Source organism: Micromonospora sp. DT228 (genome assembly GCF_049841595.1).
Taxonomy (GTDB): Bacteria; Actinomycetota; Actinomycetes; order Mycobacteriales; family Micromonosporaceae; genus Micromonospora.
On sequence record NZ_JBNCKO010000002.1, the window covers coordinates 603,752 to 627,999 of the forward strand.

The window sequence follows — 24,248 nt, forward strand, 5'->3', positions numbered from 1 at the left end:
CACCGCCCGGGCACGGCAATGCCCGGGCGGTGTCGGAGGTGACTGGCAGGATGGGCGGCGTGCGGTTCCTCGACCTGGCAGCGACCTCCGCGGCCGTGAGCGCCACCAGCGGCCGGCGGGCCAAGGTGGAGCTGCTCGCTGACGCGTTGCGCCGGCTCGACCCGGCCGAGGTCGAGCCCGGCGCCGGCTACCTCGCGGGTGAGCTGCGTCAACGGCAGACCGGGGTGGGCTATGCCAGCCTTCGTGACCTGCCGCCACCGGCGGTCGAGCCGACGCTGACCGTGGCCGCCGTCGACGCGGCCATCGCGCAGATCGCCGCGGTGCACGGCACGGGTTCGCAGGCGCGGCGTCGGGCGCTGCTCGGTGCCCTCTACGCGGCGGCGACGGCCGACGAGCAGCGCCTGCTCACCGGCCTGTTCAGCGGCGAGCTGCGGCAGGGCGCGCAGGCCGGGCTTCTCGCCGACGCGGTGGCGCGGGCCGCCGACGTGCCGGTCGGGGCGGTCCGCCGGGCGCTGTTGCTCGCCGGTGACCTGCGCGCCGTGGCGGTGGCCGCGCTGGCCGGAGGAGCGGCCGAGCTGGCCGGGTTCGGCCTGCGGGTCGGCCGACCGTTGGCGCCGATGCTCGCGCAGAGCGCACCCTCGGTCGACGAGGCGCTCGCCGCGACGGGCACGCCGGCGGTGGTCGACGTCAAGCTCGACGGCATCCGCATCCAGGTGCACCGCTCCGGCATGGACATCGCCGTCTTCACCCGCAGCCTCGACGAGATCACCAGCCGGGTGCCGGAGGTGGTCGCCGCGGTCCGGGCCCTGCCGGGGCGGGAGTTGGTGCTCGACGGCGAGGCGATCGGCCTCGACGAGACGGGGCGACCACTGCCGTTCCAGCAGACGTCGAGCCGGGCCGCCCGACGCACCACCCCGAGCACCACCGGGCGCACACCTGTCGCCCCGGCGGTGCTCGCGGCGGCCGCCAGCACGGGCGCGACGGTGCTGACTCCGTACTTCTTCGACCTGCTGCACCTCGACGGCGACGATCTGATCGACAGGCCCGGCCGGGAGCGGTGGGCCGCCCTCGCCGGTGCGATGGATTCGTCGCTGCTGGTCGGGCGGATGGAGGTCGACGGCCCGGAGCAGGCGGCCGCCGCGTTCGCCGCCGCGCTCGACGCCGGGCAGGAGGGCGTGGTGGTCAAGGCGCCGGACGCCCCCTACGACGCCGGTCGGCGCGGTGCCGCCTGGGTCAAGGTCAAGCCACGACACACCCTCGACCTGGTGGTGCTCGCCGTCGAATGGGGCAGTGGCCGGCGCAAGGGCTGGCTGTCAAACCTGCATCTGGGCGCGCGTGACCCGCACACGGGCGGCTTCGTCATGCTCGGCAAGACGTTCAAGGGGCTCACCGACGAGCTGCTGCGCTGGCAGACCGAGCGTTTCCTCGACCTCGCCGTGGAGCGCGGCGACTGGGTGGTGCGGGTCCGCCCCGAGCAGGTGGTGGAGATCGCCTTCGACGGGGTGCAGACCAGCTCGCGCTATCCCGGCGGGATGGCGCTGCGGTTCGCCCGGGTGGTGCGATACCGCGACGACAAGTCCGCCGCCGAGGCGGACACCATCGACGCGGTCCGCGCCATCCACGCCGGCCGGGTCACCGGCTGACGGCCGCGCCAGCCCCGGTCACCTGCCGGACAACGACCGGGCGTAGTTGACCTGGTTGTTGACGTGCTGCACCTGACTCTGGTCGCTGACCGGGATCCGGGCCACGTACTGCTGATGGCCATTGGTGACCGTGACCTGCACGGTGCCGTGGTGGCGGGTCTCCTTGACCAGCAGGAAGAGCAGGCTGAAGAAGGCCAGGCAGAAGAAGCCGACGATCGCGCAGACAAGCGCCCAGGTGGCCACCTTCTCCTCGCGTTGCCAGTAGTCGGCCACGTGCCAGGTGGCGCCGGCCAACGGCAGCACCCCGGTGGGCGTGCGGATGATCGGCGGGCACACCGAGATTTCGGCGATCTGCACCGCGACCACCTCCGGCCCGGCGTGGCCGAGCGGCGCCGGGTGCGCCGACACCTGCGCCGGTGGGTACGGCCCGGACACCGGCCACGCCCCGCCAGGCGGCGTCGAGTGCTGCGCGGGCGGGCCGGAGAACGGTGGTGCCGAGAACGGCGGTGCCGGTGGTGCCGAGAACGGCGGTGCCGGTGGTGCCGGGAACGGCGGTGCCGCTTGCGCCGGGAACGGCGGTGCCGCTTGCGCCGGGAACGGCGGTGCCGCTTGCGCCGGGAACGGTGCCGGAGGCGCGGGGAACGGCGGTGCCGGAGGCGGTGTGGCCTCTGGCGGCACGCTCGGGAAGGGCGTCGTGCGCGGGGTGGTCGGCAGCGCCCCGGTGGACGAGGTGGCGCTCCACGGATCGGTCGGCGGTTGCGGCTGGGTCACCGGCTCCGGCGCCGCGGCCGTGGGATCCGAACTCACCGAGACCTCCAACGCGGGATCGTCACGTGGCGCAGGCTACCGGCTGCCCCGTCGTGCCGCATGCCCCGCGTGTCTGGGTGGGACGCGGACCCGGGCCTCGGTCAGGCCGACGCGCTCGGCGTCGGCTCGGCGGCCCGGTCCAACGGGGCCGCGGTGACGCCGATCCCGGCGGCGCGGCGAGCCTCCCGGCGCGCCACCCAGCCGTAGCCGAACAGGGCCATCACCGCGAAGAGCCACCACTGCACGACGTAGCCGAAGTTCTGCCAGTTGTTGGCGTGCCCGACGGGCACCGCCTTGAACACCGGGTCGGCCGCCGGGGTCTGCTCGTCGAGCAGCAGGTAGGCGCCGTAGACGGGGTACGGCAGCTCGCCGGCGAGTCGCGAGACGCCGATCCGCCGGATCTCCAGTCGCCCGTCGCGTCGCGCCACCGCGCCGGCGCCGCTCTCGGTCTCGTGCACCCGACCGACCACCGTCACGTCGCCGGTCGGCACGGCGGGCACCGACGGCTGGGCCGTCGCCCCACCCGGCGCCGGCGGGATCCAACCCCGATCCACGAGCAGCGCGGTGCCGTCGGTGAGCACCAGTGGGGTGAGCACCTCGAAGCCGACCCGGCTGTCCACCGTGCGGCCACGGACCAGCACGGTGTTCGTCGGGTCGTACCGGCCGGTGACGGTGATCCGGGTCCAGACCTTGTCCTCGGCCGGCGCGGGCCCGACCGTCCCCGCGCCGCCGGTGGGGGCTCGCAGGGCGTCGGCCAGTGGCGTGGGAGCCATCCGCTGGCCCGCGTCGATCCGCTCGTTGACCGCGGTACGCCCCCGGTAGCGGTCCAGCTGCCAGTTGCCGAGGAACACCATCACGGCGGCGGCGACCAGAGTCAGCGCGAGAGCGCCCAGCCAGCGTGGGCTCAGCAGGAACCGGTACACAGCACGAGGCTACCCGTATGACCGGCACCACTGACCTGGACCGGGCCGGGACCGCGCCGCCGGCCCCGGTTGGCGGTGCTCGCCTCGACAGCCGGACGGGTATCGTCACGCCGACGGATCGGCCCCGGTCGTCCCCGTCGCGTACCCGCCGCCGCTCGCGAGGAGTCGATGATGACCGTCGTGCCGCGCCTGGTGCTCAGCGCGCCGTCCTCCGGGCACGGTAAGAACGCGCTGGCGATCGGGCTGCTCGCCGCCCTGGCTGAGCGTGGGGTCGACGTCGCCGGGTTCAAGCTCGGGCCGGACCACGTCGACGCCGCGTACCTCGGCCTGGCCGCCGGTCGGCCAGGCCGGGTGATCGATCCCCGGCTGGTCGGCACCGACCGGCTCGCCCCGCTGGTGGCGCACGGCGCGGCCGGCGCCGGGCTCGCCGTGGTCCAGGGCAGCATGGGGCTGTACGACTCGGTCGGTGGCCGCCCCGAGCAGGAGTCCACCGCCGCCGCGGCGGCCGCGCTGCGCAGCCCGGTGGTGCTCGTTGTCGACGTGGCCGCGATGGGTCAGTCGGTGGCGGCCCTGGTGCACGGTTTCCGCTCGTACGACGAGCAGTTGTGGCTCGGCGGGGTGATCCTCAACCGGGTGGCCTCCTCGCGGCACGAGGGCATGCTGCGCGAGGCGTTGGACGACGTGGGTGTGCCGGTCTACGGTGCGCTGCGTCGGCACGACCTGCCGGCGGTGCTGCCGTCGCGGCGGCACGGTGTGGCGCCGGTGGTCGACGGGTCGGCCGACGCCGTCCGTGCGGTCAGCCGGCTGGGCGAGGCTGTCGCCGCCACGGTGGATCTGGAACGGCTTCTGGGGTTGGCCCGCTCGGCCCCGCCGCTGCCGGCACCGGCCTGGTCTCCCGAGGAGGCGCTCGGCGTGTTCCCACCCCCGGCGAACCGGCCGCTGGTGGCGGTGGCCGGTGGGCCGGGCGGCAGCTTCAGCCACCCGGAGACCACCGAACTGCTGCGGGCCGCGGGTGCCGAGGTCGTCGTGGTCGACCCGCTGCGCGACGAGGCGTTGCCGGTCGGCACCCGCGCGCTTGTCGTCGGGGGCGCGCTGCCCGAGGCGTACGCCGAGCAGTTGTCGGCCAACCGGCGGCTCTGCATCGCGGTGGCCGAGTTGGCGCGGACCGGGCGTCCGGTGATCGCCGAGGGCGCCGGGTTGCTCTGGCTGGCCCGTGAGCTGGACGGGCTGCCGATGTGCGGGGTCCTCGACGCGGTAGGTGTCAGTCGGGACGGCCTGGTGGCCGGCTACCGGGAGGCGACCGCCCAGACCGACAGCGTGGTCGCCGCCCACGGCACGGTGCTTGTCGGCCACAAGGCGCACCGTGCGGTGCTCACCCCGCGCGCTGGTCAGCGCCCGGCGTGGAGCTGGGAGGGCGGCACCCCGGAGGGCTTCGTCTGGCGCAGTGTGCACGCCTCGCAGCTCACCCTGCACTGGGCCGGTCATCCGGCCACGGCCGCCCGGTTGGTCGCCGCGGCGGCGACCGACCCGACGACCGAGGTGGTGCCGGTGGAGTCCGGCGGGGTGCCGGCCTGATTCCTCGGCTGGCGGTGCGCCACCGCCGCCAGGTCAGCCGACGATCGCGTCCGACGGTGGGGTGAACTGGCGGGTCGGTGTGCCCTTCAGGCCGTCGCGGAGGGTTTCCGAGACCGCCTTGATCGGGATCTGGGACTGCCCGTCACCCACGGCGTTGAACGGGTTGTCCGGGTCGGAGATGAAGCTCGCCGCGGCCAGCTCCGGGGTGTAGCCGACGAACCAGGCGGACCGGGTGCTGTCGGTGGTACCGGTCTTGCCGGCCACCGGGCGTCCGACCGTGCCTCGGACGCTGTCGGCGGTGGACCAGCCGCCGCAGCTGCCGCGCGCCGGGGTGTCTCCGGTCGGGCAGCGGGCGGCGTCGGTGGCCGCCCGAGCGGCGTCCGCGCTGACCACCTGTCGGCAGCGTGGCTTGGCCACCTCGCGGTGGATGCCTCCCGGGGTGGTGTACGTGGCGGGCGTGCCGTCCCGATTCATGATCGACTGAACGGGGATCGCCTCGCAGTAGCGGCCGTCGGCGGCGATGGCGGCGTAGGCGTTCGCCATCTCCAACGGGGTGGCGTCGGAGACGCCCAGGGTAAACGCGCCCCACTTCTTCACCTTTGTCGGGGACGCCTGTTCCCGGTCGACGTCGGTGCGCCACCGCAGCCCGAGTTGCTCGGCCAACCGGACCGCCCGGTCCGCGCCGACCTTCTCCTCCAGCCACACGAAGTACGTGTTCACCGACTTGCCGAAGCCGGACCACATGGTCTGCTGCCCGGTCATGGCGCCGCTGGCGTTCGAGGGCGCCCACCCGTCGTAGACGGCCGACTTGTAGCGGTAGGGGGCGTTGAACGAGGTGGAGAGCGTCATCCCCGAGTCCAGCGCGGCAAGCATCGGGAACATCTTGAACGTGGACCCGGCCTGGTAGCCCGCCAGGTCACCGCCGCCGAGCAACGGCGCGACCGTGTTCGGGTAGTTGGCCTTCACCTTCGGCCCGGCCTCGGGGTTGGAGCTCTGCGGGTTCTCGTCGAGGTCCAGCGAGTACGTCCGGTTCACCGCCATCGCCTTGACCCGGCCGGTGCCCGGCTCGGAGACCACGATCCCGTTGGCGAACGGGCTGCCGGTGGCCTCCTTGCTGCCGACGTTCTTCTCCGCCGCCGCCTGGATCTTCGGGTCGAGGCTGAGCACGATCCGGTAGCCGCCCCGGCGCAGCTTGTCCATGCGTTCCAGCGGGTTCGCGCCGAAGGCGGGCTGCGCGCTCCACCAGTTCTTCAGGTAGTCGCAGGCGAAGCCCCAGCTGTTGTACTTCTCCGCCACCGCGGCGCAGTCGTGCGGCGGGGTGGTCAGTTTCAGCCGGATCGGCTCGGCTCTGGCGGCGGCGGCCGAGTCGGGGGAGAGGTAACCGAGCTGGCTCATCCGGTCCAGCACGTAGTCCCGCCGCCCGGTGGCCTCCTTCTGGTCGGAGTCGGCCGGGTCGTACTCCGACGGGGACTTGACCAGCCCGGCGAGGGTGGCGGCCTCGACCGGGGTGAGGTCCTTCGGGGTCTTGGAGAAGAAGATCTCGCTGGCCGCGTAGATGCCGTACGCCCGGTGTCCGAAGTACGCCGAGTTGAGGTAGCGCTCCAGGATCTGCTCCTTGCTCAGCTCCTTCTCCAGGTCCATCGCCATCCGCATTTCCTTGACCTTGCGCAGGCTGGTCTGCTGGGTGGCTTCCTGGACCTCCTTGGGCGTGGTCGCGCTGTCCCGCAGGGCCATCCGGACGTACTGCATGGTCAGGGTCGACGCGCCCTGGGAGCCGCCGGAGCGGGCGTTGGACACGAAGGCGCGGGCCACGCCCTTCGGGTCGACGCCGTGGTGCTGGTAGAAGCGCGAGTCCTCGGCGGCGATGATCGCCTGCTGGATGTTCGGCGACATGTCCGACAGCTTGGTGTACTGCCGGTACTCCTCGTAGAACATGGTCAGCACGGTCTTGCCGTCCGGGGCGTAGACGTAGGAGGTCTCGGCGGGCAGGGCGGTGGTCAGCACTCGGGTCTTCTGCTCCACGGCGTGCGCGGTGGCCTTCGCGCCGAGCCCGGTGAGGGCGACGAGTGGGTACGCGGCGGCGGCGATCACGATTCCGGCGATCAGTCCGGCGCGAAGAAGAGGGACGAGTCGACCAGCGGCAGCAAGGGGTCGGTTACTCACATTGCCAAGTTATGACATTTCCGATTCGTACCTGAGAAGAACTCTTAAACCGGCAAGTGGTGACGCGGCTTACGCTGAGATCGGCTGTCCCACCGGCCGCCTTCCCGGCAGGATCGCGGGCATGTCTGATCAGCCGAGCGGAATGGTCGCCACCGCCGGGGTCGAACCGGACCTCGCGCACCACGGCGACGCGGAGGTCGGCGACGGGCTGATCGACCTGGCCGTCAACGTCCGGCAGGCGCCGGCGCCCACCTGGTTGGCCGACCCGATCGCCGCCACCCTGACCGATCTGGCCCACTACCCGGACCCGGCGCCGGCCCGGGCGGCCGTCGCGGCCCGACACGGCCGTCACCCGAACGAGGTGCTGCTCACCGCCGGCGCCGCCGAGGGCTTCGTGCTGATCGCCCAGGCGCTTCGCGGGGTACGCCGGCCGGTGGTGGTGCACCCCCAGTTCACCGAGCCGGAGGCGGCGCTGCGGGCCGCCGGGCATCCGGTCGAGCGGGTGCTGCTGGACCCCGCCGACGACTTCCGGCTCGACCCCTCCCGGGTGCCCGCCGACGCCGACCTGGTGATGATCGGCAATCCCACGAACCCGACGTCGGTGCTGCACCCTGCGGGGACGGTGGCCGCGCTGGCCCGCCCCGGCCGGGTGCTCGTGGTCGACGAGGCGTTCGCCGACACCACGATCGCCGCCGGGCACCCCGGCGAACCGGAGTCGCTTGCCGGGCGGCGCGACCTGCCCGGTCTGCTCGTCCTGCGCAGCCTCACCAAGACGTGGGGCCTGGCCGGCCTCCGGATCGGCTATCTGCTTGGGGCTCCGGAGCTGCTGACCCGGCTGGCCGCCGTCCAGCCGCTCTGGGCCGTCTCGACACCCGCGCTGGCCGCCGCGTCGGCCTGCGCCACCACCGTTGCGGTCCAGGCCGAGCGCGCGATCGCCGCCGACCTCGCCGCCGACCGCGACCACCTGGTCGCCCGCCTCGCCGACCTGCCCGGTGTACGCGTCGTCGGCCGCCCGGCCAGCGCGTTCGTCCTGCTGCACCGGCCGGGCGCGACAGCGATCCGGGCCGCCCTGCGCGAGCGCGGCTGGGCGGTCCGCCGGGGCGACACCTTCCCCGGCCTCGGCCCGGACTGGCTGCGGGTGGCGGTACGCGACCGAAACACGACCGACGCGTTCATCGAGGCGCTGCGCGAGATCATGGAGGCATGATGCTGGAGACCACGATCGGGGCGATCCGACCAGCGGACGAAGCGGCCATGGCCGCCGCCCGTGAGCTGCACGGCCGGCTGACCAAGCCGGCGGGCTCGCTGGGCGCGTTGGAGGAGCTGTCGGTACGCCTCGCCGGCCTCGCCGGGGCCTGCCCACCACCGCTGCCCGAGCCGGCCGCGGTCGCGATCTTCGCGGGCGACCACGGGGTGCACGCCCAGGGGGTCAGCCCCTGGCCGCAGGAGGTCACCGGGCAGATGATCGGCAACTTCCTGGCCGGCGGGGCGGTGGTCAACGCGTTCGCCCGACAGGCCGGCGCGTCGGTCACCGTTGTCGACGTCGGGGTGGCCACCCCGCTGCCCGCCACCGACCCGGCGGTGCTCGCCGCCGCCGTGCTCGACCCGGGTGGGTCCGGCCCGGGTGGGTCCGGCCCGGGTGGGTCCGGCCCGGGTGGGTCCGGCCCGGGTGGGTCCGGCTCGGCCGTGCTCGATCCGGCGGTGCCCCGGCTGGTTGCCGCGTCGGTCCGCCGGGGCACGCGCGATTTCACGGTGACCGCCGCACTCACCCGGGACGAGGCGCTGGCGGCGGTGCAGACCGGCATCCGGATCGCCGACGAGCTGATCGACGCGGGAGCCGGCATCCTGCTCACCGGTGACATGGGCATCGGCAACACCACCCCGGCCGCCGCGCTGATCGCCGCGTTCACCGGCGCCGACCCGCTCGACTCCACCGGTCGGGGCACCGGCATCGACGACCCGACCTACGCGCACAAGGTTGCCGTGGTGCGCGCCGCGCTGACCCGGCACGCGCCCGACCCGGCCGACCCGCTGGGTGTGCTGGCCGCCGTCGGTGGCCTGGAGCACGCCGCGCTGGCCGGGCTGATCCTGGGGGCCGCCGCCCGCCGTACGCCGGTGCTGCTGGACGGCGTGATCGCGGTCTCGGCCGCGCTGGCCGCCGCCGCGTTCGCCCCGGACGCGGTCTGCGCCATGGTCGCCGGGCACCGTTCGGCCGAGCCGGGTGCGACCGCGGGACTGCGGCACCTCGGCCTCGACCCGCTCATCGACCTGGGGCTGCGCCTCGGCGAGGGCACCGGCGCGCTGTTGGCGTTGCCAGTGGTCAGCGGCGCGGTGCGGGTGCTGCACGAGGTGGCCACCTTCGACTCCGCCGGGGTGGCCGAGAAGTGACGAGGCGCAGCGAGCGAGCCGTCCGCTTCGGTGGTGCGGCGTGACCTCCAATCCGTACCCCCTTGGTTTGCGGCTCGCCGGGCGGCGGGTGGTCGTGGTGGGTGGTGGCGCGGTCGCCACCCGGCGGGTGCCCGCGCTGCTGGACGCCGGCGCGGACGTCCTGCTGGTGGCCCCGGAGCTGACCCCGGCGCTGCGCGCCCGGGTCGACGCGGGTCGGCTGCACTGGGTGCCACGCCGGTTCCTGCCCGAGGACCTGGACGGCGCGTGGCTGGTCCAGGTGGCGGTCGACGACCCGATGGCGGCCGCTTCGGTGAGCGCCGTCGCCGCCGAGCGGCGGATCTTCTGCGTCCGGGCCGACGACCGGACCGCCGCCACCGCCTGGACCCCGGCGGTGACCCGGCACGGCCCGGTCACGGTGGCGGTGCTCGGCGGCGGTGACCCCCGCCGGGCGATGACCGTCCGGGACGCGATCCGCGACCTCCTCGCCGTCCGCCTGGCACCGGGCGGAGGACAGAGCCGGCCCGCCGCTGCGACCGGCGCGACCGGCGCGGCTGGCGCGGCTGGCGCGGCTGGCGCGGCTGGCGCGGGTGGCGTGACCGGCGCGAGCGGCTCGGCTGGTGTGACGGGCTCGGCCGGCGTGACGGGCTCGGCTGGTGTGACCGGGCGGCCGGCTGGGCGGGTGGCGCTGGTCGGGGCGGGGCCGGGTGATCCGGAGCTGATCACGGTGAAGGGTTGGCGGCTGCTCACCGAGGCCGACGTGGTGGTCGCCGACCGGTTGGTGCCCGGCCTGCTCCTCGACGAGCTGCGCCCGGACGTCGAGCTGGTGGACGCCTCGAAGATCCCCTACGGACCGTCCCGGGCCCAGGAGGAGATCAACCAGATCCTGGTCGACCGTGCGCTGGCCGGCGCCTTCGTGGTACGGCTCAAGGGCGGCGACCCGTACGTCTTCGGCCGGGGCGGCGAGGAGCTGCTGGCGTGCGCGCAGGCCGGTGTGTCGGTGACCGTGGTGCCCGGGGTGACCAGCTCGATCGCCGCTCCCTCCGCGGCCGGGATTCCAGTCACCCATCGGGGGGTGGCGCACGAGTTCACAGTGGTCTCCGGGCATGTGGCACCCGACTCACCGGCGTCGCTGGTGCGCTGGGAGGCGATGGCGGGCCTGCGCGGCACCCTGGTGATCCTGATGGGGTTGAAGAACCTCGCCGCCATCACGGCCACCCTGATCGCCCACGGTCGGTCCCCGCAGACGCCGGCAGCCGTGGTGCAGGAAGCCACGACGGGTGCCCAGCGGGTGCTGCGATCCACGCTCGGCGCGGTGGCCGCCGACGCGCTCGCCGCCGACCTGCGCCCGCCCGCGGTAGTCGTACTCGGTGACGTGGTGGGCGCCCTCGACGGCTGACCGGCGACCCGAACGGTAGATCTTGGATAGTTTCCGTTAGCGCGTAACGGAAACTATCCAAGATTGCCCGCTGCGGCGGTTGTCGGTGGCTGTCGACAGAATGTCGCTCATGCTCACCGTGAAGGATCCTCACGAGACGTGGCGGACGGAACTGCTCACACCTGTCGCGCTGCGGTGCGCAGGCCCCGGCCTGACCACCACCTTCGAGGACCTCCCCTCACGATGGCGCGACGCTCCGGTCCGGACTCTGCGGTGCGCGGACCCGGACGGCTCCTGGGCCGTCCTGGTCACGGTGGTCCGCGGCTATCCCCAACAGCCCGGCGACTCGCTCGTCGGCAACGAGTTCGGCCGTGACCCGCACACCGGCTACGACCTGGACGCGCCCGGCAACCTGGTGTACGAGCTGCAGGTGACCGAGGACGACGGGTCCGACGAGGACGAGCTGCTGGCGTTCCGGCTCTTCGGTGACCCGCAGGCGGCCGGGGCGGAGGTGCTGCGATGGGCCGGGAAGAAGGCGGCGTACTCGGTCAGCCCGCCGGTCGAGCGGGCCGAGGTGCGGCAGCGCCGGGACCGTCGACAGTTCGACAATCGCCAGGCCAGCGCGACATCGCCGCTGGTCCGGATCGGCGCGGTGTCGGACGAGGCCGCCGCCGACGTCGACGCCATCGACAGGTCCGCGTTGTGCTGGCACTTCCCGCGCGGGAACACAGGCGCCTACCTGCGGTCCGCGGTTGTCGCACTGGCCGGCTACGGCGAGCAGCGGCCGCACCTGCGGGGCCGGTGGCTCACCGCAAGGGTCGAGGGCGAGGAGTTGGTCATCGGCGTCGACGAGCTGATCCCGGCCAACCAGCGGCACCGCTGGGACACCTCCCGCTGGCTGTGGGACCGCCGACAGGCGGGCACCCCGGCGGGGCTTCGCTGGCAGGTCGATCGGGTCGAGCAGGCTGCCCCCGCGGTCGCGGCCGTCCGCCGTGGCGCCTTGCCCGGGGCGCTGACAAGCGCCGGGGTGGAGACGGAACCGGAACTCGACGCGTTGCTGACCGGGGTGCCGTACCGGCTCTCCGCCGCCGAACTCACCCCGACCTGGGTGGCGAACCTGTATCGCGGTCTCGCCGACCTCGCGCCCTGGCGGCTGGACGCGGCGTACCGGGGGTGGCGTGACGGCCGGCAGGCACTGGGGCTGCCGGTCCGGGATCCGGTTGTCCTGTTCGGCCTCGGCGGCGTCGGCGCGGCCCGTAAACCGAAGCTCGCGCTCGACCACACCGGCGACGCCCCACTGCTGTGCCTGACCCACACCGGCAGCAGCGCGGTGCTGCCGTACGCGCACTGGACGGTGCCCACCGACCTCGACGCCCGCCTGTACGGGTGGCAACCGAGCCTGCCGTACCCGCACTGACCGACGTCTGTCGGCGCGTGCGGCGTACGACGGGGCCGGAGCGCGCTTGCGCTCCGGCCCCGTCACACGTGCGGTCGAACTACTGCTTGAGCATGTTGTCCAGCAGCAGGGCACAGCGGATCAGACCGAGGTGGCTGTACGCCTGCGGGTGGTTGCCCAGCCCGCGCTCGGCGAGCGGGTCGTACTGCTCCGGGAGCAGCCCGGTCGGGCCGGCGGTCAGCACCATCTGCGCGAACAGCTCCTCGGCGTCGGTGCGGCGGCCGGTGCGCAGGTACGCCTCGATCAGCCACGCCGTGCAGATGTGGAAGCCGCCCTCACGGCCGGGCAGGCCGTCGTCCCAGTGGTAGCGGTAGACGACCGGGCCGCTGCGCAGGTCCGCCTCGATGCGCAGGACTGTGGACAGGAAGCGCGGGTCGTCACCCGGGAGCAGGCCGGAGAGCCCGATCCAGAGCGACGAGGCGTCCATGTCCTCGTCCCCGTACGCGACGCTGTACGCCTCGACGTCGGAGTGCCAACCCTGCTCCAGGACGTTGGCGCCGATCCGGTCGCGCAGATCCTTCCACTCCGGCCGGTCCTCGCCGCCGTGCTCGCGCATCACGTGCAGCGCCCGGTCGACGGTCATCCAGCACATCACCTTGGAGAAGACGTGGTGCCGTGGTGGCAGCCGCGCCTCCCAGATGCCGTGGTCGGGCTCGTGCCAACGGCGGCGGACCGCCTCGACCATGTTTTCCAGGACCCGCCACTCGTCCTCGCGGACCGAGCCGCGAGCGTCGGCGACGGCCGCGATCAGGTCGGCGATCGGGCCGAAGACGTCGAGCTGCAACTGGTGGTTGGCGAGGTTGCCGACCCGGACCGGCCGGGAGCCGGCGTAGCCGGGCAGCGTGTCGATGACCGCCTCGGCGCCCAGCTCGTACCCGTCGATCGTGTAGAGCGGGTGCAGTCGCTCCGGGTGGCCGCCGGTGCGCTCGATGCAGCCGTCCACCCAGCGCAGCAGCGCCTCGGCCTCCTCGACGGAGCCCAGGTCGACGAGCGCGCGGGCGGTCAGCGCGGCGTCGCGCAGCCAGCAGTAGCGGTAGTCCCAGTTGCGGACGCCGCCCAGCTCCTCGGGGAGCGAGGTGGTCGCCGCGGCCAGGATCGAGCCGGTGGCCTCGTGACAGAGCCCGCGCAGGGTGAGGGCGCTGCGCGCGACCAGGTCACGGGCGGTGGACGGCAGCCGCAGCGAGGCGACCCAGTCCTTCCACGGCTGCTCGGCGGCGGCCTGCCGCTCGTGGATCGGCACCCGGTGGTGCTCCAGGCTGTGCGTGCCGAAGCGCAACTCGAGCACGACCTGCCCGCCGGCGGCGGAGAGGTCGACGATCGCCTTGGCGGTCTCGTACCCGCCGTCGTTGCCGACCTCCCACTCCACGCCGGGGGCGTAGAGCGCGACCGGCTCGTTGGAGCCGAGCACCAGCAGACCGTCGCCGATCGGCTGCAACTGCACGGCGACCTGACCGAACTCGGGCCTCGGCGCGAACTCCACCCGGGCCTTGCCGCTGCCGGTGAGCACCCGGATCAGGGTCGAGTCGCCGGTGATGACCGCGGGGCTGTCGTCCGGAGTGGTTTCCCGGGCCGGCTTGTCCAGCCAGTCGGTGACGGTGAGCCCGGACCACCGGGTCTCCACTGTCATCGTGCCGGAACGGTAGCGCTGGCCCAGCGGGATGCCGCCGCGTTCCGGGGCGACGCTGAAGTGACCGGCCGGGCTGCCACCGACCAGGTCGGCGAAGATCGCCGCCGAGTCCGGCTTGGGGTGACAGAGCCAGCTCACCTTGGCTTCGGGGGTGAGCAGAGCGACGGTACGGCCGTTGGCCAGCATGGAGTGCCGCTCGATCGGCACCGCCCGCTCGCCGAACAGCCAGTGCCGTCGGGTCTCCAGTAGCAGCGCCAGCGCGCGGGCGGCCTCCAGCGGGTCGCCCACCCGGTAGCTGGCCTGGGTGTCCCCGGGGCCGATCTTGATGCCGAGGTCGGGACCGTGCAGGTGGCCGAACGCGTTCTCGTCGGTGACGTCGTCGCCGATGAACAGCACCGCGCTGGAGGCGAGTTGGGTCCGCAGTTGGTCGAGTGCGGTGCCCTTGTGGGTGGCCACGACGGAGAGCTCGATGACCTCCTTGCCCTGGGTCACGGTGACACCGTCGAAGCTGGCCGGGCCGTTGCGGACGGCCTCGATGGCGGCGGCGGCGACCTCCGGGTCGACCCCGCGGGTGTGCACGGCCACGCTTGCCGGTTTGCGTTCCAGCCGGATGCCCGGGTGCGCGGAGGCGATCTCGCGCAGCGCGTTGCGTACCTGCTGGCGCACCGCGACCAGCTCTGGGGAGAGCCGCTCGACGAAGCCGATGTCGAACTCGGAGCCGTGGCTGCCGACGAGGTGCACCTCGCTGGGCAGCCGGGACAGTGCGGCCAGGTCGCGCAGCGCCCGGCCGGAGACGACCGCCACGGTTGTCTGCGGCAGCGCGGCGAGCGCGCGGACCGCGGCAACCGACTCGGGCAGTGGGACGGCCGTGCTCGGGTCCTCCACGATCGGCGCGAGTGTGCCGTCGTAGTCGCAGGCGACCAGGAGTTGGGGGACCCGGGCGATCCGGCCGATGGCGGAGCGCAGCTCGGGGTCCATCACCCCGGTGGCCATGGCGGCTCCATCGTTGGCGGTCGTGTTCACTCGGCCTCCGCCTCGGGAACTCCGAGCTCGGAGAGGAAAGACTTGGCCCAGTGGCCCACGTCGTGGGTACGCAGGTGACGTTGCATTGTCCGCATCCGGCGGCGTGCCTCGGTTTTCTCCACGTGCACTGCCCGGAGCAGGGCGTCCTTGACCGCGTCCGGGTCGTGCGGGTTACACAGAAATGCCTGACGCAGCTCCGTTGCGGCGCCAGCGAACTCACTGAGCACGAGCGCGCCACCCTGGTCGGCGCGCGACGCCACGTACTCCTTGGCCACCAGGTTCATGCCGTCGCGTAGCGGTGTCACCATCATCACGTCGGCGGCGACGTACATCGCGGCGAGTTCACTGCGACTGTACGACTGATGCAGGTAATGCACCGCCGGCACGCCGACCCTGCCGAATTCGCCATTAATCCGGCCAACCTCGCGCTCGACCTTGACCCGTAGTGCCTGGTAGTGCTCGACCCGCTCGCGGCTGGGCGTGGCCACCTGCACCATAACCGCGTCGGGAACTGTCAACTTTCCGTCAGCAAGCAACTCGCGGAAGGCCTTGAGCCGCAACTCGATGCCCTTTGTGTAATCCAGCCGGTCCACGCCCAGGATTATCGTCTTCGGATCGCCCAACTCGGCGCGGATCTGCTTGGCCCGAGCCTGGATCGCCGGGTCGGCGGCCATCCGCTCCATCTCCTGGGTGTCGATCGAGATGGGGAAGGCGCCCGCCTTCACCTGCCGACCGTCGACCTGGATCATCTGCCCCTCGTAACGCAGCCCGAGCAGGTGCCGGGCCAGCCGGACGAAGTTCTGCGCGGCCAACCGCTGCTGGAAGCCGACCAGGTCGGCGCCGAGCAGGCCGCGCAGGATCTCGGTGCGGAACGGCATCTGCATGAACAGCTCGATCGGCGGGAACGGGATGTGCAGGAAGAACCCGATCCGCAGGTCCGGGCGCAGCTCACGGAGCATCGCCGGGACGAGTTGAAGCTGGTAGTCCTGCACCCAGACCGTCGCGCCCTCGGCCGCCACGTCGGCGGCGGCCTCCGCGAACCGGGCGTTGACCAGGCGGTACGCCTCCCGCCAGCGACGCTTGTAGGCAGGTGTCTCGACCGCGTCGTGGTAGAGCGGCCAGATCGTCGCGTTGGACTGGCCCTCGTAGTAGCGCTCCAGCTCCTCGGCGCTCAGCGGGACCGGGTGCAGCCGGATCCCCTCCAGGTCGAACGGCTCGGGGGCGGCACCGGTGCCACCGGCCCAGCCGACCCAGGTGCCCTGGTGTTCGGCGAGCACGGGGTGCAGCGCGGTGACCAGCCCGCCAGGGCTGCGTCGCCACTGTCGGCCCTCGGGAGTGCTCACCTCGTCGACCGGCAGACGGTTCGCCACTACGACAAAGGAGCTACGGACGGTCACGATCGGCCACCTCCGGGTACTGACGGGTCCACCGCGAATGAGCGTACTGAGCGTAGCTGCGGCGTCTTGTGCCCCGTGCCGGAGTCTCCTACCCGCCTCGTACGCGCTGGAATCCCCAGGGTGATCTTGTCGACAGCCCGTCGATCAGAGGTCGATGATCGGCCATTCCTTGGGCAGCACCTCGCCGAGCAACTCCCGCCGATCCGTCATGATCGGCACGAGGGGGTGGGCGGCGGCGTCCATCGCCAGCTGGGCCAGGTCCGTGTGCCCGGCCATGCGGCGTGACCATCCGCCGAGAAACGAGCACATGTTCGGCTCGACCGGGGTTACCCGGATGTGCGGCAACGCGGCGAGCACTTCGAGCATTTCCCACTGGCCGGGAGTGGCCTCCTGGTGTGCACGGACGAGGCAGAGCGCCGGCACCAGCACGTGCACGCCATAGTCGGCGGCTTCCGCGATGCGGTGACCGACATCCCGTTCCGACGACGAGTAGGCCAGCAGGGCTGTCGCGTCCAGCGCCAAGCCGTAGCCCGTCACCGGGTGGCTCTCGCGCGTGCCGCCAAAACCTCGGCCTGGAGTTGGGCCGCCTGTTCGCGTAGTTCGGGGGTGATGCTCGCCCGCAACTGCTCCATTTCGGCGTGCACCCGCGCTACCTCCTCGTCGCTGATCTCGAAACCGACCCGCCGGAGGATCTCCCGCGTCTTCTCCCCGGCCACCCTCCGTCGCAGAGACTCGGCGACGTAGGCGGAAGCGTTCGGCTCGTCGGCCAGTCTTTCCGCAAGATCGTCGGGCAGGCTGATGGTGATCTTCTTGGTCATACCAAAACCGTAATTTGCCTTACCGGCTCTGGCAAGGAGGCGCGCCCGCGTGCCCCTGGGGCGGGGTGATGTGGGCGAAGCGCGGCGTACCTGTCAGGATTGACGATGGCGTGCGCGCGGCCGGCTACCGGCCGGCGGCGGCGGGCGGTCCTCGCAGCCCGCGCCCGCGCCGCCGATCAGCGACAGCAACCGACGGAGGTAGCCCGCACCGTGGCCCAGTACATCTACGTCCTGGAAAAGGCCCGCAAGGCGCACGGCGACAAGGTCGTGCTCGACAACGTGACGTTGAGCTTCCTGCCGGGAGCCAAGATCGGTGTGCTCGGTCCGAACGGCGCGGGTAAGTCCAGCCTCCTCAAGATCATGGCAGGACTGGACAAGCCGAGCAACGGCGAGGCCCGGCTCATGCCCGGCTACACCGTCGGCATGCTCGCCCAGGAGCCCCCGCTCAACGACGCCAAGACCGTGCTCGGCAACGTCGAGGAGGCGGTTGCCGAGACCAAGGCCAAGCTGGAGCGGTTCAACAAGATCGCCGAGCAGATGGCGACCGACTACTCCGACGAGCTGATGGAGGAGATGGGCAAGCTCCAGGAGGAGCTGGACCACCTCGACGCCTGGGACGTCGACTCCAAGCTCGAACTGGCCATGGACGCCCTGCGCTGCCCGCCGCCGGACGCCGACGTGACCCAGCTCTCCGGTGGTGAGCGTCGCCGGGTCGCGCTCTGCAAACTGCTGCTGGAGGCCCCCGACCTGCTGCTGCTCGACGAGCCCACAAACCACCTGGACGCGGAGAGCGTCTCGTGGCTGGAGCAGCACCTGGCCAAGTACGCCGGCACCGTCATGGCGATCACCCACGACAGGTACTTCCTCGACAACGTGGCCGGCTGGATCCTCGAGCTGGACCGTGGCCGGGCCATCGGCTACGAGGGCAACTACTCCACCTACCTGGAGAAGAAGGCCGCCCGCCTGGCCGTCGAGGGTCGCCGCGACGCCAAGATGAAGAAGCGCCTCACCGAGGAGTTGGAGTGGGTCCGCTCCAACGCCAAGGCCCGCCAGACCAAGTCCAAGGCCCGCCTGGACCGGTACGACGAGATGGCCAACGAGGCGGAGAAGACCCGCAAGCTCGACTTCGAGGAGATCCAGATTCCGCCGGGCCCGCGACTGGGCAGCACGGTGATCGAGGCGGTAAACCTCAGCAAGGGCTTCGGCGACCGACTGTTGATCGACAACCTGTCGTTCTCGCTGCCGCGCAACGGCATCGTCGGCATCATCGGCCCCAACGGCGTCGGCAAGACCACGCTGTTCAAGACCATCGTCGGGCTGGAGCAGCCGACCGGCGGCCAGGTCCGGGTCGGCGAGACGGTCTCGCTGTCGTACGTCGACCAGAACCGCGAGGGCCTCAACGGTGACAAGACCGTCTGGGAGGTCGTCTCCGACGGGCTCGACTACCTGATGGTGGGCAAGGTCGAGATGCCGTCGCGGGCGTACATCGCCGCGTTCGGCTTCAAGGGACCGGACCAGCAGAAGCCGACGAAGGTGCTCTCCGGCGGTGAGCGCAACCGGCTCAACCTGGCGCTGACCCTGAAGATCGGCGGCAACGTCATCCTGCTCGACGAGCCGACGAACGACCTGGACGTGGAGACGCTGTCCAGCCTCGAGAACGCGCTGCTGGAGTTCCCCGGCTGCGCCGTGGTCATCTCGCACGACCGGATGTTCCTGGACCGGGTCGCCACGCACATCCTGGCCTGGGAGGGCGACGACCAGGACCCGACCAAGTGGTTCTGGTTCGAGGGCAACTTCGAGGCGTACGAGAAGAACAAGATCGACCGCCTCGGCGCGGAGGCTGCCCGGCCGCACCGGGTGACGTACCGCAAGCTGACCCGCGACTGACCGGCCGAGAAGGTGTCTGACCGCTTCGTCTACCACTGCACGCTGCGCTGGTCCGACCTGGACGCGTACGGGCACATCAACAACTCGCGCTTCCTCACGCTGTACGAGGAGGCGCGGGTGGCGTTGATGTTCGCCGGTGGCCGGGCGTGGGGGGTCGGCTCGTTCGCCGACGGGGTGGTGATCCGCCGGCACGAGGTCGACTACCTGCGCCCCGTCGACTACGCGTTGGGTCGGGCCACCGCGGAGGCCGCGCCCACCGTCCGCATCGAGCTGTGGGTGGAGGAGATCCGGGCGGCCTCGTTCACCGTCGCCTACGAGCTGTACGACGGCGAGGTGCTGGCCAGCCGGGCCCGCTCGGTGCTGGTGCCGTTCGACCTGACCCGCCAGGTGCCCCGCCGGATCACCCAGGAGGAGCGGGACTTCCTGCTCACCTACGCACCGCAGGGCGGCCTGGCATGACCCGGCCGGGCACGGGACAGGCGGCGGCGTCGACCCCGACGCACGGTGTGGCCGGGGTGGCTGACGCCGGTGCCTTCCTGGCCCGGCTGGTCCGGCTGGATCGGGCCGCGCCGGTCCGGTTGCGGCCGGCCGGTGTGCCCGGTCGGATCGCCCTCTGGGCCCGGCTGCCGTGGCAGGTGCTGGTGGTCCGCACGGTGGCCGGTGAGCCGGCCGACGGCAGCGCCGAGGACGTCACGGTGGCCGCCGCGGAGCTGCTCGCCGAGCTGGAACGCGGCGGTACGGCCCGGCCGGCCCGCCGGGACGCGCAGTGGCGGTGGCCGCTGCCCCCGACGCGCAGCCGGACGGTGGAGGCGCTGCCCGTTGCCGAGCTGCGGCGGATCGCGGACGCGGCGGCGGGCACCCTGCGTACGGCCAGCGAGCAGGGCGTGGCCGGCCGCGCGGTGGGTCAGCGGGCGCTGCGGGACGCGCTGCTCGACCACGTTGCGGTGCTCGTCACGCCGGACGGGCCGCCCGCCCCGCCGGTCGAGGTGTCGCAGCGGCTGGTGCAGGGGGTGGTCCGGATGGGCTTCCTCGGCGCCGCCGACGGCCCATCCACCGACCACGACGAGGCGACCGTTCAGGTCCGGGTGGCCGGACGTTGGGTGGGCCTGGCGGGACCATACGGAGCGGCATGGTTGCAGACGGCCACGGATCTTGCGGTAACACCCCTCGGTACTCCTCCGAACGGATGACCCCTGCTCATTCTTCTGGGCCGGGGCGGTCGTTGGGGGGGTGCTTCAACTCGGCTGTCCGGGTACCGTCCATGCTCGGATCCAACGCACCGTAGGCGACTGGATCCGCTGGGGAGTGAGGTGCGCGAGCGATGCCGTGGTGGTCATGGCGCCCCGGTCCCGCCGACGGCGGCGATCCGGAAACCCGAAGCGGGATCACAGTGGAGAGCGCGGTCCGGGTCGGACCGCCCAACCCTCGCCAGCCGGGGGACGACTGCCCGGCCAGCGAGCGACCGGCTTTGCCCGAGATGCTGGCCACCGTCGAGCCGGTGAGTCTGCGCCGCGTGTGCGACGCACTCGACCTGCTCGACGTGCGTTACCTGGCCGACGGCGACGGCAACCTGCTGGCCATGTGGGAGCGGCACGCCGTGCTGGTCACCCTCGAAGGGCCGGAGGACGAGATCCTGGTCATGCGGGCACGCCCGCACGCCACCGTCCCGCCGGACTGGGCCGACCGGGCCTACCGGGTGGTCAACGAGTGGAACCACACCCGCCGGTTCTGCAAGGCATACATCGGCGACCCGACGGAGCGCGGCCAGTTGCCGATCTACGCCGAGCTTCAGGTGCCGCTCGGCGCCGGCACCCACGACGCGCTGCTCGTCGAGATGCTCGACTGCGGCGCGGCGGTCGCCACCAGCTTCGTGGACTGGCTGCACGACGAGGGTGCGTTGCTCTGACGCTGCTCCGGCCCGGCGATCAGCCACCGTTGGCCGGGTCCTCCTCGGCGTTGACCATGAAGTACGCGGCCCGCTCCAGGTAGTCCCAGAGCGTGGCGGCGATCGCCGGTTCGAGGTCGAGCCGGTCCACGGCGCGGCGCATGTTCCGTAGCCAGGCGTCCCGCTCGGCCGCCCCGATCCGGAACGGCGCGTGCCGCATCCGCAGTCGCGGGTGGCCACGCTGGGCGGAGTAGGTGTTCGGTCCACCCCAGTACTGCATCAGGAACAGGGTCATCCGATCCGCGGCCGGCGCCAGGTCCCCCTCCGGGTACATGGGCCGTAGCAGGGGATCTGTGGCCACACCGGCATAGAACTCGTCGACAAGCCTGCGGAAGGTGGGCTCGCCGCCGACCGCTTCGAAGAGGGTCGTCGAAGCACCGGGACGCTCGGATTCACCTGCGGGGTTCACCGTTCCATCCTGCCAGGTGCGCCGGGCGCGAGACCGACCCGCGCACCGTGCGTCGGATCACGCCGGGCCGATGCCACGCGTCCGGCCCGCTCGGGTCCGCACGGGCGGGCCGGGTCAGGTGACCGCGTGCCGGCGGTGGCCGTCGCCGGTACGCGGCTCGGGTGGGCCTGCCGCCGCACCGCCGGCGGCGGCGTCGTCCGGTTGGCCGGGCGGCTCGGCATTGGCCGCCGTGGCTGCCGCGATCGCGTCGCTGAACGCCTGCCGATCCGGCCAGCGCAGCGCGGCCACCACCATCAGCACCACGCCGGCCGCGCTCCACAGCCCCACCACGAGGGGGATGTTGTCGAAGCGATCGGCGATCAACCCGGTGGCCAGCACCGCGAAGCCCTGGATGACCTGGACGCCGGTCGCCATCACCCCGAAGGCGCGGGCGCGGAAGCCGTTGGGGATCGCCTGGACGAAGAGCCCGTTGGCCATCGGTAGCATGCCGGCGACCGCGAACCCGCAGATAGCGGCCAGCAGAGCCACCGCCAGCGGGGGCGGATCGAACAACGTCGGCACCAGCGCCAGCGGGGCGAGAACCGCGAGCGGTCGCATCAGCTTCAGCCGGCGGTCCGGCCCGAACAGGCGGCTCACCAGCAACCCGCCGAGGATGAAGCCGACCGGGCTGGCCGCCATGATCACTGCTTGGGCCGTGGTCGCGCTCATGTCGCCGCGGCCCTCCTCGTTGGCCCAGCCGACGGCCAACCCCTCGGGAAGGATCGAGAAGAGCATCGCGCTGAACACCAGCACCGCGATAGCCCGCAGCACCGGTGTGCCGAACACGATGGTGAAGCCCTGGCGGGTCTCCTGCAGCAGGTGGCTGCGCTGCGCCGGGTTCGGCACCGCCGAGCGGTGTCGCACACCGAGGCGGACCAGCAGCGCCGACGCGCCGAACGTGGCCGCGTTGAACAGCAGCGCGACCTGCGGGTCGTAGGAGGCGGCGGCGGCGCCGAGCACGTATCCGACGATCTGGGCCGCCTGCCCCGCGCTGCCGTTCAGTGACAGCCCGAGCACCAGCCGGTCCCCGGCGAGCATCTGCGGCATCAACGCGGACTTCGCCGCCTGGCTCGGCGGGTTGGCGAGCGTGGCGGCGAAGATCAGCACCAGCACCGCCTGGTACGGCAGTTGCGGGATGGCGATGAGCAGCATCAACCCCATCCGGATGAGGTCACACGCCACCATCACCCGCCGGTACGGGTATCGCTCCGCGAGTGCGGCGAGCACCGGACCACCGAGCAGCCAGGGCAGGAAACTCACCGCGAAGGCAGCCGCGGAGAGCCCGACCGAATCGGTCTTCTGATAGACCAGCACGGTGACGGCGGCCTTCGCGACATAGTCGCCGACCCAGGAGAGCGCGCCCGCCATGAACACGGCGCGGAACTCGTGCTGGGCGAACACTTCGCGAAAAGTAGCTGGGCCTTCCGCGGAAGGTCGCTCGTCGGGCACCGTCGCCTCCATCGGCCTCCGGGTTGGCCGCTCGTGGCAGCCCGGCCGGATGCGCTCGTCAGATCTACGGATCAGCGAGGTTGTGATCACGCTTTGGCGGGAACGCGTGCTCCGGATTCTGCCCGATCGTCTGACAACTATCTAGGCCGAACGGCTCATTCGTCGCATCCCCGACTGAACGAACGGACGATACCTGAGGGGCCGGGCGGCTCGCGACCCCCTGAATTCGAGGACAACGACGGGTGGGTCAGGTGGCACCGCCCTGACCAGTTTCACCGTCCGGCAACGGGCGGGGGGGAAGCCCGGGAAAGATGCGGGCCGCCGCGATCTGCGCGGTGATCCCCGAGTTCTCCAGCGCCTCCGCCAGCCGCCGACGCAACTCGCGGCCCACCGCGAACTGCCCCTCCGCTGTCGTCTTCACCACCGTGCGGATGACCGCACCGTCCACCGTCACCTGCTCGACACCCAGCACCTCCGGCGCCTCGACGATCTCCGGTGACAGCTCCGGGTCGAGTGCGACCGAGGCGGCCGCGGTCCGCAGGACGGCGGTGGCCTCCTCGGTGCTGTTGAACCCGATCGGTAGGTCCACCACCACGAGCGCCCAGCCCTGGCTCTTGTTGCCCACCCGGATGATCTCGCCGTTGCGGATGTACCAGAGCACTCCGCGACCGTCGCGCACAGTTGTCACCCGGAGCCCGACCGCCTCGACCACGCCCATCGCCTCGCCCAGGTCGACGTTGTCGCCCACGCCGTACTGATCCTCGATCAGCATGAACAGGCCGGCGATCAGGTCCTTGACCAGGCTCTGCGCGCCGAAGCCCAGCGCGACGCCGGCAATCCCCGCGCTGGCCAGCAGCGGCGCCAGATCGAAGCTGAACTCACGCAGGATCATCAGCAGAGCGATGCCGAAGACGAACGCGGTGGTCAGACTGCGCAACACCGAGCCGATCGCCTCGGCCCGCTGCCGTCGCCGCTCGGGCACGAACTCGGTCGGGTCGACGGCCGCGCTGGGCACCCGCTCGCGCAGTGGTCGCAGCATCGTCGGCACCGCGCCGTCGGTCGTGGTGCGGACCAACCGGTTGATCGTGCGGTGCACCGCCCAGCGGGCCACCATCGCCAGCGCCAGGATCAGCAGCACCCGCAGTGGCTTGAGCAGGATCCAGTAACTGCCCTCGGCGAACCAGGCCGAACTGGTCAGCTCGTACAGGAATTTGCAGGAGGAACTGCCCTGGCAGTTCACCGACCCGCCGGTGGACAGGGCAAGGGGCATCACGCTTGCGGCACTCACCCTGTCTTCGTACCGCAAGGAGCCCGAGCGCCCACC

General features: G+C 72.2%; 20 protein-coding genes. 10 read left to right on the forward strand and 10 right to left on the reverse strand.

The genetic code is table 11. The features are described from left to right. The first annotated feature begins 50 nt into the window (after window positions 1-50). On the forward strand, window positions 51-1,643 hold the full coding sequence (locus ACLQ29_RS06145; protein WP_425770776.1) for an ATP-dependent DNA ligase: 1,593 nt from the start codon (window positions 51-53) through the stop codon (window positions 1,641-1,643). An 18-nt stretch (window positions 1,644-1,661) separates the two neighbouring features. On the opposite strand, the gene ACLQ29_RS06150 is transcribed toward ACLQ29_RS06145, so the two are convergent. Both ACLQ29_RS06150 and ACLQ29_RS06155 read right to left on the reverse strand, forming a co-directional pair. Next, window positions 1,662-2,450, reverse strand: a complete 789-nt coding sequence (locus tag ACLQ29_RS06150) for a hypothetical protein (protein WP_425770635.1) — start codon at window positions 2,448-2,450, stop codon at window positions 1,662-1,664. 101 nt (window positions 2,451-2,551) lie between these two features. Then, a complete protein-coding gene (locus tag ACLQ29_RS06155; protein ID WP_425770637.1) occupies window positions 2,552-3,373 on the reverse strand; it encodes an SURF1 family protein in 822 nt (273 codons plus the stop codon). A gap of 171 nt (window positions 3,374-3,544) precedes the next feature. On the opposite strand from ACLQ29_RS06155, the gene ACLQ29_RS06160 reads away from it, so the two are divergent. After that, window positions 3,545-4,948: a cobyrinate a,c-diamide synthase gene (locus ACLQ29_RS06160; protein ID WP_425770638.1), complete on the forward strand. Its 1,404-nt coding sequence runs from the start codon at window positions 3,545-3,547 to the stop codon at window positions 4,946-4,948. 33 nt (window positions 4,949-4,981) lie between these two features. Here ACLQ29_RS06160 and ACLQ29_RS06165 read toward each other — a convergent pair whose 3' ends face one another. Further along, window positions 4,982-7,111: a transglycosylase domain-containing protein gene (locus ACLQ29_RS06165; RefSeq protein WP_425770640.1), complete on the reverse strand. Its 2,130-nt coding sequence runs from the start codon at window positions 7,109-7,111 to the stop codon at window positions 4,982-4,984. A gap of 121 nt (window positions 7,112-7,232) precedes the next feature. On the opposite strand from ACLQ29_RS06165, the gene cobC reads away from it, so the two are divergent. The 4 genes from cobC (at window position 7,233) to ACLQ29_RS06185 (ending at window position 12,291) form a co-directional block, all read left to right on the forward strand. Further along, window positions 7,233-8,318: an Rv2231c family pyridoxal phosphate-dependent protein CobC gene (gene cobC, locus ACLQ29_RS06170; RefSeq protein WP_425770642.1), complete on the forward strand. Its 1,086-nt coding sequence runs from the start codon at window positions 7,233-7,235 to the stop codon at window positions 8,316-8,318. Next, window positions 8,318-9,499 carry a nicotinate-nucleotide--dimethylbenzimidazole phosphoribosyltransferase gene (locus ACLQ29_RS06175; RefSeq protein ID WP_425770777.1) on the forward strand — a complete coding sequence of 394 codons (1,182 nt, stop codon included), beginning with the start codon at window positions 8,318-8,320 and terminating at the stop codon, window positions 9,497-9,499. Before cobC ends, ACLQ29_RS06175 begins: the two co-directional genes overlap by 1 nt. Before the next feature lie 40 nt (window positions 9,500-9,539). Further along, entirely contained in the window at window positions 9,540-10,895 is a 1,356-nt protein-coding gene (cobA, locus tag ACLQ29_RS06180; RefSeq protein ID WP_425770644.1) for a uroporphyrinogen-III C-methyltransferase, read from the forward strand. 109 nt (window positions 10,896-11,004) lie between these two features. Further along, entirely contained in the window at window positions 11,005-12,291 is a 1,287-nt protein-coding gene (locus ACLQ29_RS06185; protein ID WP_425770646.1) for a hypothetical protein, read from the forward strand. 79 nt (window positions 12,292-12,370) lie between these two features. Here the strand turns inward: ACLQ29_RS06185 and otsB are convergent, their stop codons facing one another. The 4 genes from otsB to ACLQ29_RS06205 all read right to left on the reverse strand — a co-directional run bounded on the left by otsB (window position 12,371) and on the right by ACLQ29_RS06205 (window position 17,195). After that, window positions 12,371-14,950 carry a trehalose-phosphatase gene (gene otsB / locus ACLQ29_RS06190; RefSeq protein WP_425770778.1) on the reverse strand — a complete coding sequence of 860 codons (2,580 nt, stop codon included), beginning with the start codon at window positions 14,948-14,950 and terminating at the stop codon, window positions 12,371-12,373. A 26-nt stretch (window positions 14,951-14,976) separates the two neighbouring features. Then, the gene (locus ACLQ29_RS06195; RefSeq protein ID WP_030488230.1) at window positions 14,977-16,377 is read right to left on the reverse strand and encodes an alpha,alpha-trehalose-phosphate synthase (UDP-forming); all 1,401 of its coding nucleotides are present in this window, start codon (window positions 16,375-16,377) and stop codon (window positions 14,977-14,979) included. A 144-nt stretch (window positions 16,378-16,521) separates the two neighbouring features. Continuing rightward, entirely contained in the window at window positions 16,522-16,914 is a 393-nt protein-coding gene (locus ACLQ29_RS06200; RefSeq protein WP_393242248.1) for a hypothetical protein, read from the reverse strand. Further along, window positions 16,911-17,195, reverse strand: a complete 285-nt coding sequence (locus tag ACLQ29_RS06205; protein ID WP_425770648.1) for a hypothetical protein — start codon at window positions 17,193-17,195, stop codon at window positions 16,911-16,913. Before ACLQ29_RS06205 ends, ACLQ29_RS06200 begins: the two co-directional genes overlap by 4 nt. Before the next feature lie 210 nt (window positions 17,196-17,405). Here ACLQ29_RS06205 and ettA point away from each other — a divergent pair, with 210 nt between their 5' ends. The 4 genes from ettA to ACLQ29_RS06225 all read left to right on the forward strand — a co-directional run bounded on the left by ettA (window position 17,406) and on the right by ACLQ29_RS06225 (window position 20,988). Next, entirely contained in the window at window positions 17,406-19,082 is a 1,677-nt protein-coding gene (gene ettA / locus ACLQ29_RS06210) for an energy-dependent translational throttle protein EttA (protein WP_393373771.1), read from the forward strand. Window positions 19,083-19,094: 12 nt separating this feature from the next. Further along, window positions 19,095-19,541 (forward strand): acyl-CoA thioesterase, encoded by a 447-nt coding sequence (locus tag ACLQ29_RS06215; protein ID WP_425770650.1) that lies wholly within the window; start codon window positions 19,095-19,097, stop codon window positions 19,539-19,541. Then, a complete protein-coding gene (locus tag ACLQ29_RS06220) occupies window positions 19,538-20,272 on the forward strand; it encodes a hypothetical protein (RefSeq protein WP_425770652.1) in 735 nt (244 codons plus the stop codon). Before ACLQ29_RS06215 ends, ACLQ29_RS06220 begins: the two co-directional genes overlap by 4 nt. Before the next feature lie 131 nt (window positions 20,273-20,403). Next, window positions 20,404-20,988, forward strand: a complete 585-nt coding sequence (locus ACLQ29_RS06225; RefSeq protein WP_393373764.1) for a YbjN domain-containing protein — start codon at window positions 20,404-20,406, stop codon at window positions 20,986-20,988. A 19-nt stretch (window positions 20,989-21,007) separates the two neighbouring features. On the opposite strand, the gene ACLQ29_RS06230 is transcribed toward ACLQ29_RS06225, so the two are convergent. The 3 genes from ACLQ29_RS06230 to ACLQ29_RS06240 form a co-directional block, all read right to left on the reverse strand. Beyond that, a complete protein-coding gene (locus ACLQ29_RS06230; protein WP_425770654.1) occupies window positions 21,008-21,436 on the reverse strand; it encodes a globin in 429 nt (142 codons plus the stop codon). A 114-nt stretch (window positions 21,437-21,550) separates the two neighbouring features. Beyond that, on the reverse strand, window positions 21,551-22,936 hold the full coding sequence (locus ACLQ29_RS06235) for an MFS transporter (RefSeq protein ID WP_425770655.1): 1,386 nt from the start codon (window positions 22,934-22,936) through the stop codon (window positions 21,551-21,553). A gap of 235 nt (window positions 22,937-23,171) precedes the next feature. Then, window positions 23,172-24,194 (reverse strand): mechanosensitive ion channel family protein, encoded by a 1,023-nt coding sequence (locus tag ACLQ29_RS06240; protein WP_425770779.1) that lies wholly within the window; start codon window positions 24,192-24,194, stop codon window positions 23,172-23,174. Between the last annotated feature and the right edge of the window lie 54 nt (window positions 24,195-24,248).